Genomic DNA, 11,658 nt, shown 5'->3' on the forward strand with positions numbered 1-11,658 from the left:
CTTACATGATGTGTAACACTATAACGCATGAGCAATGAGCGTTCGGAAGATCACGCCGTCCTGACGGCACCCCCGATGCAGTGGGACGCCTGGGGCGCGCCCGAGAAGCACAAGGTCCTCTCGGACGGCATCAAGGGACTGCTGCAGCAGGCGCTCGGCGTCACCATCCGGGAACCCTCCGACCGGGCGGCAGACGACGTCGTCCTCGCTCCGAGCGCACTGTCCGACCAGCACGTCGCCGCGCTCGCGGGCATCGTCGGAGAACGGTTCGCCAGTACCGCACACACCGACCGGTTGCTGCGTTCGGGCGGCAAGAGCACGCTCGACCTGCTGCGCCGCCGCAGCACCGAACCCCAGAACGCGCCCGACGCCGTCGTCACCCCCGGCACCGACGCCGAGGTCGCCGACGTGCTCCGCTACTGCGCCGCCAACGGCATCGCCGTGGTCCCGTTCGGCGGCGGCACCAGCGTCGTCGGCGGGCTCGACCCCGTGCGCGACCGATTCGACGCCGTCGTCTCGCTGGACCTGCGCCGGTTCGACTCGCTGATCGACCTCGACACCGACTCCGGCATCGCGACGCTGGGAGCGGGCGTGACGGGCCCGCTCGCCGAGGAACTGCTCGGCGCACACGGCTTCTCCCTCGGGCACTTCCCGCAGAGTTTCATGTTCGCGACCATCGGCGGTTTCGCAGCAACCCGGTCGTCGGGGCAGGCGTCCGCGGGGTACGGCCGGTTCGAGGACATGGTCCAGGGACTGCGGGTGGTGACCCCCACCGGGACCCTCGACACGGGGCGTGCCCCGGCCTCCGCGGCGGGCCCGGACCTCGGCGAACTGTTCGTCGGGTCGGAGGGCACGCTCGGCGTCATCACCCGGGTGCGGGTGCGGGTGCACGCGGTCCCGGCCACCACCGTCCGGGAGGGGTGGCGTTTCCCCGACTTCGAGACGGGCGCTGGCGCACTGCGCGCGCTGCGGCAGGAGGGTGCGGTCCCGACCGTGCTGCGACTGTCCGACGAGGCGGAGACGGCGGTGAACCTGGCGACCACCGACAAGATCGGCGAGGAGACCGTGACCGGCGGCTGCCTGGCGATCACCACGTTCGAGGGCACCGCCGAGCACACCGCGGAGCGGACGGCGGAGGCCCGCGCGGTGTTGGAGGCGCACGGCGGCACGTCGCTGGGTGAGGAACCCGGAAACGGCTGGGAGCACGGCCGTTTCGACGCACCGTACCTGCGCGACTCGCTGCTCGACGCGGGAGCGCTGTGCGAGACACTGGAAACCGCGACCACCTGGGGCAATCTCGCCGCCCTCCGCACGGCGGTGACCACGGCGCTCACGGAATCGCTGTCGGCGCAGGGCACTCCGCCGCTCGTCCTCTGCCACATCTCGCACACGTACCCGACGGGCGCTTCGCTGTACTTCACCGTCGTGTCCGCGCAGGCAGACGACCCGATCGAGCAGTGGCGGAAGGCCAAGACCGCCGCCGGGGACGCGATCGTCGCCGCCGGCGGAACCATCACGCACCACCACGCGGTCGGCGTCGACCACCGGCCGTGGATGCGGGACGAGATCGGCGATCTGGGCGTCGCGATTCTGCGGGCGGTCAAGGACACCGTCGATCCTGCGGGAATCCTCAACCCCGGCAAGATGATTCCGTGAGCACGCAGCAGGTGATCGAGAAGGTCACCGTCCTCGTCAACCCGCTCGCCGGGCACGGTCACGCGCCGGTCGCCGGACGCAAGGGCGTCGCGCGCCTGCGGGAACGGGGCGTCGCCGTCACCGAAATCATCGGTACGGACGCCGATCACGCGCGCACGCTGGCCCGGCGGGCGATCGACGACGGCACCGACGCGCTCGTCGTCGTCGGGGGAGACGGCGCCATCAGCATCGGGTTGCAGGCGGCGGCGCAGTCCGGGACACCGGTCGGCCTGATCCCGGCTGGCACCGGCAACGACCATGCGCGCGAATTCGGCATCCCGGTCGGCGATCCCGTCGCGGCCGCCGACGTCATCGCGGACGGCGAGGTGCAGGAATCCGACCTCGCCCGGATCACCCTCGACGACGGCGCGGTGGTGTGGGCGGGCACGATCGTCGCGAGCGGCTTCGACTCACTCGTCACCGACCGCGCCAACCGGATGTCCTGGCCGAAGGGCCCGATGCGGTACAACCTGGCGATGCTCGCCGAACTGACGCAACTCCGGCCGCTGCACTACCGCATCGAACTCGACGACCAGACCGTCGAGGTCGACGCGACGCTGGTCGCCGTCGGCAACGGCCGCTCCTACGGCGGCGGGATGCAGATCTGCCCCCACGCGGACAAGACCGACGGACTGCTCGACGTCACCGTCGTCGACTACGGCCGCCGGTCGAGGCTGGTCCGGCTGTTCCCCCGCGTCTACAAGGGCACCCACGTGGAACTCCCCGACGTGCAGACCTACCGTTCACGGACGGTGCGACTGCAGTGCGACAGCATCACGGCGTATGCGGACGGCGACCGGGTCGGCCCGCTGCCGGTCACCATCGAGGCGGTGCCTGCCGCGCTGCGCATCCTGAGCCACACCCCGGCCTGAGCGGTCACAGCCCGCGCAACCGGTCCATGTCGCGGCGTTCGCGTTTGGTGGGCCTGCCCGCGCCGCGGTCGCGCTGCGGGATCGACGCGAGGACCTCGCGCGGCGGGGGTGGTGGTGTGTTGTCGGTGTAGCACTCGACGGCCACCACGGCGCCCACCCGTTTGGTGATCGGCCGGATCACCTCGACGATCCGTTCGACACCCGCCGCGCGGATGCGGATCTCGTCGCCTGCTTTGACCGGCTGCGCGGGTTTCGCGGTGCTGCCGTTGACCCGCACATGCCCCGACCGGCACGCGGCCGCCGCCGCGGAACGCGTCTTGAACAGCCGGACCGCCCACGTCCAGCTGTCGACGCGGACGCTCGACGGGTCGGTACCGGGAATCGCCACCCGACCAGGATACGAAAGCGTGCCGGCGGGCGCGTCACCCCTCTGTGGGCCTCGGCCGCGCGAGGGCCGGTTGCACCGCGGGACCGGTGACGTCGCAATGCGGCTTGCACGCGACCGACTCCGGTACGGGACCGGGCGGGACGGGACCGCGCGGGGCGGGAGCCGGCGCGGCGGGCGCCCGGATCAGGACTGCGGCGATGGCCGCCCCGACGAGGAGCAGTGCGATGCAGATGAACATCGCGATGCGGAAGCCGTCCGAGAAACTGTTCGGGTCGAGCATGCTTTCGGCGTCGATCCCGGCGATCCCGGGGAGCGCGGCCACCGCCAGCAGCTGGCTGGTGCGCGCGACTGCGTTGTTCACCCCGGACGCGATACCCGACTGTTCCACCGGGACCGACCCGAGCACGGCCGCGGTCAGCGGCGCGACCATCGCGGACAGTCCGAGACCGAACACTACGACGGCGGGAAGCACCACCGTCCAATAGCTCGCGTCCGGCCCGATCCGCGTCATCAACAGCAACCCGACCGCTGCGAGGGCGGGCCCGACGGTCATCGGCAGTCGCGGGCCGTGGGTCTGGGCGTAGCTGCCGGCGCGGGACGAGAACGCCAGCATCGCCAGCGTGATCGGGATGGTGGCCAGCCCGGCCTCGAGCGGCGAGTACCCGGCCACCAACTGCAACTGCAGAACCAGCAGGAAGAAGACGCCGCCCAGCGCGGCATACACGGCGAGTGTCACCAGGTTCGCCGCCACGAACATCCGCGACGAGAACAGGCTCGGCGGCACCAGCGCGTTCGGTGAACGCACTTCGACGACGACGAACGCGATCAGCACGACGGCGCCCACCACCCCGGCGATCAGGTTCATCTCGATCAGACCGTAGGTGAGTGCACCCAGGCCGATCACCGCGCACGCCGAACCTAGTACGTCGAGGTGATCGGGCGGGTGCGGGTCCCGGCTCTCCGGGACGTGCCGCATCGACGCCCACACGACGAGCGCGGCGAGCGGAAGATTGAGCAGGAACACCGACCGCCAGCCGGCGACCTCCACCAGCCAGCCGCCCAGCAGGGGTCCGATGGCCCCCGCCACCCCGCCGAGCCCCGACCACAGTCCGATCGCGGCGCCCCGGTCGTCCTCGTGGATCGACGCCGAGATCAGCGCGAGACTGCCGGGGGTCAGCATCGCGGCCCCGACGCCCTGCAGAATCCGTGCGATCACGAGCAGGGGGATGTCGGGTGCGATCCCGCACAGCAGGGACGCCGCCGCGAACCACACCGTCCCCCAGACGAAGACGCGGCGCCTGCCCCAGCGGTCCCCGAGCGCCCCGCCCAGCAGGATCAGCGACGCCAGGGCCAGGGTGTAGCCGCTGAGAATCCACTGCAGTCCGGCGACACCCGATCCGAGGTCCTCGCCGATGTGCGGCAGGGCGATGTTCACCACCGTGCCGTCCAGCAGCGCGAGGCTCGAGCCGAGCACGGTGGCGACGACGACCCACCGCCCCCGGCGGGTGCTCAGGCGCAGAACGGTCTCGGTCACCTCCCCATGGTGCGCCGCGATCCCCAAGGTGCGGCGCTCGTTGCGAATTCCGGCACCGTCTTCGGCATACTCGACGTCGTGCGTGCGACGCCGCGGGACTACCGCAACGATCCGATCAGCAACTTCTTCACACTCGCCCTGTGACGGCCGCGCGCGTGCGACACTGTCCGGCACGAACCTCGACAGACGGAGTACTCATGGACATCAAGCGCAAGGTCGCAGTCGGGGCCGTCGCGGTGGCCGGCCTGTCTCTCGTCGGCGCGGGGACGTCCGCGGCGGATCCGATCCCGGCACCCATGCCCGTCCCGGTCCCGCTGCCCGTGATGCCTGCCGGCACCTATGTGGGAACGACCAACCTTCCCGGTGCCGACCTGATCTGGAAGGGAAAGACGTTCGGGCACGGGTGGGTCATGGACAACTTCGGGGTGTTCTTCCCCTACGTCTTCGGCATGACCACCCCGGAACCGGGCGGCTCCCTCGTCACCGACTACAGCCCGTCCGGTCTGAATTTCCTCACCGACCGGATCACCCCGAAGCCGGACGGGACCTACGAGGGCACCGTCTACGTCAACGGCAACCCCGTGGCCGGGTACGCCCTCCACAAGTAGGGCGGTCGACGGCTACACCTTCGACGACGCGAGCGGTTCGGTGGGAATATCGTTCGGCGCGGAGGGTGCACGGCGGGTGGGGATCGCCAGGGTGATGGCTGCGGCGACGAGCGCGACACCGCACCCGATCAGCAGACCGGTCCGGAATCCACCCTCGGTGGGCAGGGTGTGGCCCGCGACCTGCACGCTCATCTGTGCCAGGACCACGCCGACGACGGCCGCGGACACCGACGTGCCCACCGAACGCATCAGCGAGTTGACGCTGTTCGCGGAGGCCGTCGCAGACTGCGGCACGGCGCTCATCACGAGGGCGGGCATCGCGCCGTAGGCGAGGCCGACGCCCGCGCCGCAGATGCAGGTCACCACCACCAGACCCCACGTCGACCCCATCAGGAACATCGACGATCCGTAGCCGAGGGCGATGACGAGGCTGCCGACGAGCAGCGTGACCTTGGGTCCCCGGGTGGACGACAGCTTGGCCCCGAACGGGGACACCGCCATCATCATCAGACCCGACGGGGCCATCCACAGACCCATTGCCAGCATCGACTGTCCCAGGCCGTATCCCGTCGACGCGGGCAGCTGGAGCAGCTGCGGAACGATCAGCGACTGCGCGTACATCGCGAAGCCGACGACGACGGACGCGGCGTTGGTCAGCAGCACCTGACGTCCCGCGATGACCCGCAGGTCGACGAGGGGTTCGGGGGTGCGCAGTTCCCACCAGCCCCATGCCGTCAACGCGATGACGGTGGTCGCGAACAGGCCGAGGGTGGTGCCGCTCGTCCAGCCCCAGTCGGCGCCCTTGGACACGGCCAGCAGCAGGCACACCAGTCCGACGCCGAGCCCGACCGCCCCGACGGGATCGAAGCGGCCCCGGGTGCCGTGGACCGGGGTGGCGGGCACGAAGTACCAGAGCAGCACGGCGATCACCGCGCTGAGCCCGGCGGCGCCCCAGAACAGCACCCGCCATGAGGCGTTCTCGGCGACCGTCGCGGCGAGCGGCAGGCCGAGAGCGCCGCCGATCCCCATCGACGAGCTCATCAGGGCGATGGAGGAGTGCAGGCGCTCGGGCGGCAGCAGGTCCCGCAGAGCACTGATCCCCAGCGGAATCAGGCCCACACCGACGCCCTGCAGCCCGCGGCCGATCACCATCGGGGCCAGGGTCGTCGCGAGTGCGCAGACCACCGAGCCCAGGACGAGCGGCACCGTGCAGATCAGCATCATCCGGCGCTTGCCGTAGAGGTCGCCGAGACGTCCGGTGACCGGGGTCGCCACCGCGCCGGCGAGCAGCGTCGCGGTGATCACCCAGGACGCGTTGGAGGCGGTCGTGTCGAGGAGCCGGGGCAGGTCACCGATCAGCGGCACCACGAGGGTCTGCATGAGTGCGGCGACGATGCCGGTGAATGCCAGCACGGCGACGAGGCCGCCCGGGCGGACAACGGGCGTCGGACTGTCCACACGAATCTCCTTGAGGTAGCGGAACACAATTTGTGCACCATACACAACCTATGCATGGTGCACAACGTATGTATCCTGCATATTGGTCAGATGCGGCGTCTTCCGAGGTAGGCGGCGGTGAGGCCGCACGCGACCACGGCGGCCACGGACACTCCCGTCGATGTCCACGCCCACGTGACCGGTCCGCTCGACGGCAGGCTCGACGCGAACGTGTACGTGGCCGCCAGCGGAAGGAGCAGCCACGTCGCGCCGAGGTGCAGGTCGTCCCACGGCGGGTGCTCGAACACTGTCGACGCGGCCACCACCGCGAGCGCCGCGATACCCAGCACCGGCCGCGGGAAATGGCGTCCGAGCACGGTGCCCGCGAGCGCCAGCGCCGCGGGCACCAGCAGCCACGGCCACGAATCCGGGAACGCGGACCTGCCGATGCCGCCCGTGGCGACGAGCGCCATCGCGGCGAGCAGCACGATCCCGGTGCGGTCCTCCAGCCACAGCGCGGCGGCGATCACCACCGCGACGAGGACGATCCCGAACACCCACCGGCCCCGCATTTCGCCGCCGGAGCCGACGTCCCACGCCCGGTGAACGAACCACCAGCACAGCACCAGTCCGACCAGCGGCACCACGATCCCCGCGACGACGGCGCGCCTGCTCACCGCGGGATCCGCCCGCTCGCCGAAGTCGCCGGACCGCAACGCCACGGCCAGAACCACGGCCGTGAGCGCGAGGACGGCCAGCGCCGCCGCATCGACGGTGGGTCCGGGAAGGTAGTCCGCGTAGCGCCGGGGAAGGGACGTCCGGAGACGCTCGATCGGTCCGCCGAGGAGGACCCCGGCGAGGACACCCGTCGCAAGTGCGGTCTGCAACCACGCTCGGTCGGCGGTGGCGCACAGTCCGACGAGACCGCCGAGGAGAAGTCCCGCAGCGACGCCGCCGAGGTACATGTCGACGTCCCAGGGCCCGGTCGAACGAGCGACACCCAGCAGTGCGAAGCCGGCGAACGACAACGCCGACAGTTCCCGGCGGGCACGAACCAGCACCGTCACCAGGACCGCGACTACCGCGGCGAGGGTGGCACCGGCGGCGGGATCGAGGTACGACACGTCCAGGACATCACGGCCCACGACGAACACGTACCCACCGGACCCGGTGGACGTCAACGCAATTCCCACGACGAACCCGCCCGGCAGCAGGCACATGTGCGAGATCCGGAAAGTCATCCTCCGAGCATCGCGTACGGGTGTCGGCCTTGAAGTGACCGACGCGCAGGAGAAGGCTGGGAGTCGTCGCCGTGCGCTCGGCAGAGAAGGGGTGGTCGGCTTGGTCATCGACAACGACGTCTACAACCGGGTGGGGGAGTCGTGGTGGGAGGAGGACAACCCGCTCAATCTGCTGCACGGAAGCCTGACGCCGGGACGATTCGCCTACTTCCGCAAGGTGCTCGGCGAGACGATCGGTCGTGACTATCGCGGCCTGCGTGCCCTCGACGTCGGTTCCGGTGGCGGGTTCCTCGCGGAGGAGTTCACCCGCATCGGTTTCCGCGTGACGGGCATCGATCCGTCAGCGGTGTCGATCGACACCGCGCGCCGTCACGCCACCGGCGCGGAACTGGACATCGAGTACCGCATCGGGTCGGGCGAGCGACTCCCCGTGCCGGACTCCACATTCGACGTCGTCTACTGCTGCGACGTCCTCGAGCACGTGTCGGATCTCGACCAGGTGATCGCCGAGACCTCCCGCGTGCTGAAACCCGGGGGCCTGTACCTGTTCGACACCATCAACCGCACGTTCGTCAGCAAGCTCGTCGCCATCAAGATCATGCAGGAATGGCGGATGACCCGGATGTTCGACACCCCGATCCACGACTGGTCGATGTGTATCCGTCCCGCGGAACTGACGGCGAGCATGGAACGCCGCAACCTGCGGCTCGGCGAGATCGTCGGGCTCGGGCCGCGGTCGAAGAATCCCCTCCGGCTCCTCGACCTCGCGCGGGCGGGCGGAACCCGGCTCAGCTACGGCGAGTTGAGCCGCCGCCTCGACTTCGGGCAGATCCGGAGCACGGCCATCTCCTACATGGGATACGCCGTCGCGAACGGCGAAAGCCCGCCGCGACAACGCGACGGGCTCCCGGACGGGCACGATCAGCTGTAGTCGTAGAAGCCCTTGCCGCTCTTCTTGCCGAGGTGCCCGGCATCCACCTTGCGCTTGAGCAGCGTCGGGGGAGCGTAGTGCGGCTCGGCGAACTCCGCGTACAGCGACTCCGCCGCGGCGAGCGTGATGTCGAGACCGACGGTGTCGATCAGCGTCAGCGGACCCATCGGGTACCCGCAGCCGCCCTTCATGGCCTCGTCGATGTCCTCGGCAGTGGCGTAACCCGACTCGAGCATCCGGACCGCCGACGTGAGGTATGGGATGAGCAGTGCGTTCACGATGAATCCCGCGCGGTCACCGGCCCGCACCGTCTTCTTGCGCAGCGTGTTCTTCGCGTAGTCGGTGACCGCGGTGACGGTCTCCTCCGACGTGACGAGGCTGACCACGATCTCCACCAGCGGCATCACCGGCACCGGGTTGAAGAAGTGGACACCCACGACCTGCCCGGGACGCTGCGTGGCGTTGGCCATCTTGATCAGCGGAATGGACGACGTGTTGGACGCGAGGATGCCGGACGGCTTCACGACCTTGTCGAGCTTCTGGAAGATGTCGACCTTGAGGGACTCGATCTCCGGCGCCGCCTCGATGACGAGGTCGCGGTCGGCGAAGTCGTCGATGTCGAGGGTCACCCGCACGCGGGCGAGCGCGGCGTCCGCGGCCTCCTGGTCGAGCTTGCCTGCCTTGACCCCGCGGGCGAGGGACTTCTCGATCCGGGCCTGAGCGGCCTCGGCGTACTCCGGCTTCGTCTCGAGGATGAGAACCGAGCTGCCGGCCTTGATGCATACCTCGGCGATGCCGGCACCCATGGTGCCGCCGCCGATCACGCCTACTAGTTCCACAAATTCTCCTCACGTAGCCGTGCGCCTTTTTGGTAGCGGCAGCTACCAAAAAGGCGCACGGGCGGCGTAGCCGCCTACTTCAACAGTGCACGCGACATCACGACGCGCTGGATCTGGTTCGTACCTTCGTAGATCTGTGTGATCTTCGCATCACGCATCATCCGCTCGACAGGGAAGTCCGTGGTGTAGCCGGCGCCGCCGAACAGCTGGACGGCGTCGGTGGTGACCTCCATGGCGACGTCGGAGGCGAAGCACTTGGCTGCCGCGGAGATGAATCCGAGGTTCTTCTCGCCGCGCTCGGCGCGTGCCGCGGAGGTGTAGACCATGAGGCGCGCGGCCTCGACCTTCATCGCCATGTCGGCGAGCATGAACTGCACGGCCTGGAAGTCGCTGATCGACTTGCCGAACTGCTTGCGGTCCTTGGTGTAGTCGAGGGCGGCGTCGAGGGCGCCCTGCGCGAGGCCGACTGCCTGCGCACCGATGGTGGGGCGGGTGTGGTCGAGGGTCTGCAGCGCCGTCTTGAAACCGGTGCCGGGCTCGCCGATGATGCGGTCGCCGGGGATCTTGCAGTTCTCGAAGTACAGCTCGGCGGTGGGCGAACCCTTGATGCCGAGCTTCTTCTCCTTCGGCCCGACGACGAATCCTTCGTCGTCCTTGTGGACCATGAACGCGGAGATGCCGTTGGCGCCCTTGTCGGCGTCGGTGACGGCCATGACGGTGTACCAGGTGGACTTGCCGCCGTTGGTGATCCAGCACTTCGACCCGTTGAGGATCCAGTCGTCGCCGTCGGCCTTGGCGCGGGTGCGCATGCTCGCGGCGTCCGAACCGGCTTCACGCTCGGACAGCGCGTACGACGCCATCGCCTCGCCGGCCGCGAGCTGCGGCAGGACCTGCTGCTTGAGTTCCTCGGAGCCGTTGAGGATCAGGCCCATGGTGCCGAGCTTGTTGACGGCGGGGATCAGGGAGGAGGAGCCGCAGACGCGGGCGACCTCTTCGATGACGATGCAGGTGGCGACGGAGTCGGCGCCCTGGCCGTCGTACTGCTCGGGGACGTGGATGGCGTTGAAGCCGGAGGTCACGAGGGCCTGCAGGGCCTCTTCGGGGAAGCGCGAATCTTCGTCGACTTCCTTCGCGTAGGGTGCGATCTCCTTCTCGGAGAGCGCGCGGATCGCGGACCGCAGTTCGTCGTGCTCTTCAGCGAGCTTGAACAGATCGAAGTCCGGATTTCCGGCCATGGGGGCGCTCCTTGTTGAGTCTCGACGGCACCGAGTCTGAGCGGCACTCCGTGCCAGGTTCATTTCCGTTCAGGTGGGCCGCAACGTTCTTGGTCGGCAAACTACTGCCACTACCGTGCAGTCAACCACGGCACTGAGTGCCAGTCAAGGGTGGGAGTCGTCACCCTCGGCCGCTCAACTCCGGCGCCGCGACAACTGGCTCCGAATGCGCCCGGTGATCTCCTCCACGGGAGTCCCCGGCGGGTACGAGACCACCAGCACGGCGTCCTCTTCCTGCGTGGATGCCCCCGGGGCGACGCCGAACGTCCGGCGCACGTCGAGGAGGGCCCGTTCCAGTTCCTCCGCGGTGGCGTCCGGGTCGCCCTTGATCATGTTCCGGAGCAGGAAGTTGTGGCACGCGGTGACAGCGGCCGTGAATCCGATCACCTTCAGGACCGGTTCGGTGGGCACGACACCGCGCAGATAGTCGACGAACAATCGTTCGTAGCGGACCCCGGTGACGATCTCCCGGTCGCGGAGCGCGGGAGATCGCTGCACCACCTGGTACCGGCGCAGCGACAGTTCCCGGTTCTCCCGGAACCTGTCGAAGACCAGGCGCGCCGTCCTGCAGACCGCCGCCCACGGATCGTCGGTTTCCTCGGACAGATAGGCCTCTGCCTGCTGCAACAGTGATTCGTGATCGGCGAAGATCACGTCCTCCTTGGAGCCGAACTGGCGGAAGAACGTCCGCCGGGACACCCCGGCGGCCGACGCGATCTGCTCGACGGTCGTCGCCTCGTACCCGTTCTCGGAGAACAGCCGGATGGCCTGCGCCACCACGTGGACGCGGAAGTCCGCAGGATCGATGCCGGGAGTGTCGACGCGCTCGGTCATGAGGC

At 69.3% G+C, this 11,658-nt stretch carries 12 protein-coding genes; 5 read left to right on the forward strand and 7 right to left on the reverse strand.

Annotation, left to right across the window (positions count from 1 at the left end; translation table 11 throughout):
* The first annotated feature begins 75 nt into the window (after positions 1 to 75).
* Both MLGJGCBP_RS21475 and MLGJGCBP_RS21480 read left to right on the forward strand, forming a co-directional pair.
* Positions 76 to 1,656 (forward strand): FAD-binding oxidoreductase, encoded by a 1,581-nt coding sequence (locus MLGJGCBP_RS21475; RefSeq protein ID WP_160097946.1) that lies wholly within the window; start codon positions 76 to 78, stop codon positions 1,654 to 1,656.
* Positions 1,653 to 2,567, forward strand: coding sequence for a diacylglycerol kinase (locus tag MLGJGCBP_RS21480; protein WP_160097933.1), 915 nt, complete (start codon positions 1,653 to 1,655; stop codon positions 2,565 to 2,567). The genes MLGJGCBP_RS21475 and MLGJGCBP_RS21480 overlap by 4 nt, the downstream gene beginning before the upstream one ends.
* A 4-nt stretch (positions 2,568 to 2,571) precedes the next feature.
* Here MLGJGCBP_RS21480 and MLGJGCBP_RS21485 read toward each other — a convergent pair whose 3' ends face one another.
* Both MLGJGCBP_RS21485 and MLGJGCBP_RS21490 read right to left on the reverse strand, forming a co-directional pair.
* On the reverse strand, positions 2,572 to 2,955 hold the full coding sequence (locus MLGJGCBP_RS21485; RefSeq protein ID WP_160097934.1) for an RNA-binding S4 domain-containing protein: 384 nt from the start codon (positions 2,953 to 2,955) through the stop codon (positions 2,572 to 2,574).
* A gap of 34 nt (positions 2,956 to 2,989) precedes the next feature.
* Entirely contained in the window at positions 2,990 to 4,489 is a 1,500-nt protein-coding gene (locus tag MLGJGCBP_RS21490; protein WP_160097935.1) for an MFS transporter, read from the reverse strand.
* A 6-nt stretch (positions 4,490 to 4,495) separates the two neighbouring features.
* Here MLGJGCBP_RS21490 and MLGJGCBP_RS21495 point away from each other — a divergent pair, with 6 nt between their 5' ends.
* A complete protein-coding gene (locus MLGJGCBP_RS21495; protein ID WP_160097936.1) occupies positions 4,496 to 4,633 on the forward strand; it encodes a hypothetical protein in 138 nt (45 codons plus the stop codon).
* Between the two features lie 53 nt (positions 4,634 to 4,686).
* Positions 4,687 to 5,097: a hypothetical protein gene (locus MLGJGCBP_RS21500; RefSeq protein WP_160097937.1), complete on the forward strand. Its 411-nt coding sequence runs from the start codon at positions 4,687 to 4,689 to the stop codon at positions 5,095 to 5,097.
* 12 nt (positions 5,098 to 5,109) lie between these two features.
* Here the strand turns inward: MLGJGCBP_RS21500 and MLGJGCBP_RS21505 are convergent, their stop codons facing one another.
* Both MLGJGCBP_RS21505 and MLGJGCBP_RS21510 read right to left on the reverse strand, forming a co-directional pair.
* Positions 5,110 to 6,555, reverse strand: coding sequence for an MFS transporter (locus tag MLGJGCBP_RS21505; RefSeq protein ID WP_160097938.1), 1,446 nt, complete (start codon positions 6,553 to 6,555; stop codon positions 5,110 to 5,112).
* A gap of 86 nt (positions 6,556 to 6,641) precedes the next feature.
* Positions 6,642 to 7,775: a hypothetical protein gene (locus MLGJGCBP_RS21510; RefSeq protein WP_160097939.1), complete on the reverse strand. Its 1,134-nt coding sequence runs from the start codon at positions 7,773 to 7,775 to the stop codon at positions 6,642 to 6,644.
* 91 nt (positions 7,776 to 7,866) lie between these two features.
* Between MLGJGCBP_RS21510 and ubiG the strand changes: the two genes are divergently transcribed.
* Positions 7,867 to 8,706 carry a bifunctional 2-polyprenyl-6-hydroxyphenol methylase/3-demethylubiquinol 3-O-methyltransferase UbiG gene (ubiG, locus tag MLGJGCBP_RS21515; protein WP_160097947.1) on the forward strand — a complete coding sequence of 280 codons (840 nt, stop codon included), beginning with the start codon at positions 7,867 to 7,869 and terminating at the stop codon, positions 8,704 to 8,706.
* On the opposite strand, the gene MLGJGCBP_RS21520 is transcribed toward ubiG, so the two are convergent.
* The 3 genes from MLGJGCBP_RS21520 to MLGJGCBP_RS21530 all read right to left on the reverse strand — a co-directional run bounded on the left by MLGJGCBP_RS21520 (position 8,697) and on the right by MLGJGCBP_RS21530 (position 11,653).
* Positions 8,697 to 9,545 (reverse strand): 3-hydroxybutyryl-CoA dehydrogenase, encoded by an 849-nt coding sequence (locus MLGJGCBP_RS21520; RefSeq protein ID WP_087556830.1) that lies wholly within the window; start codon positions 9,543 to 9,545, stop codon positions 8,697 to 8,699. The two genes, ubiG and MLGJGCBP_RS21520, sit on opposite strands and share 10 nt — an antisense overlap.
* A gap of 74 nt (positions 9,546 to 9,619) precedes the next feature.
* Positions 9,620 to 10,780 carry an acyl-CoA dehydrogenase gene (locus tag MLGJGCBP_RS21525; protein ID WP_160097940.1) on the reverse strand — a complete coding sequence of 387 codons (1,161 nt, stop codon included), beginning with the start codon at positions 10,778 to 10,780 and terminating at the stop codon, positions 9,620 to 9,622.
* 174 nt (positions 10,781 to 10,954) lie between these two features.
* Positions 10,955 to 11,653, reverse strand: a complete 699-nt coding sequence (locus MLGJGCBP_RS21530) for a TetR family transcriptional regulator (protein ID WP_160097941.1) — start codon at positions 11,651 to 11,653, stop codon at positions 10,955 to 10,957.
* Positions 11,654 to 11,658 lie beyond the last annotated feature (5 nt).

The organism is Rhodococcus sp. T7 (assembly GCF_009872365.1).
Classification (GTDB): Bacteria; Actinomycetota; Actinomycetes; order Mycobacteriales; family Mycobacteriaceae; genus Rhodococcus_F.

What these genes read in the sequence shown, in the direction of transcription:
- MLGJGCBP_RS21475 (WP_160097946.1), top strand. Translation starts at nt 76, where the DNA reads ATGCAGTGGGACGCCTGGGGCGCGCCCGAGAAGCACAAGGTCCTCTCG.
- MLGJGCBP_RS21495 (WP_160097936.1), top strand. Translation starts at nt 4,496, where the DNA reads ATGGTGCGCCGCGATCCCCAAGGTGCGGCGCTCGTTGCGAATTCCGGC.
- MLGJGCBP_RS21500 (WP_160097937.1), top strand. Translation starts at nt 4,687, where the DNA reads ATGGACATCAAGCGCAAGGTCGCAGTCGGGGCCGTCGCGGTGGCCGGC.
- MLGJGCBP_RS21510 (WP_160097939.1), bottom strand. Translation starts at nt 7,775, where the DNA reads ATGACTTTCCGGATCTCGCACATGTGCCTGCTGCCGGGCGGGTTCGTC.
- MLGJGCBP_RS21525 (WP_160097940.1), bottom strand. Translation starts at nt 10,780, where the DNA reads ATGGCCGGAAATCCGGACTTCGATCTGTTCAAGCTCGCTGAAGAGCAC.
- MLGJGCBP_RS21530 (WP_160097941.1), bottom strand. Translation starts at nt 11,653, where the DNA reads ATGACCGAGCGCGTCGACACTCCCGGCATCGATCCTGCGGACTTCCGC.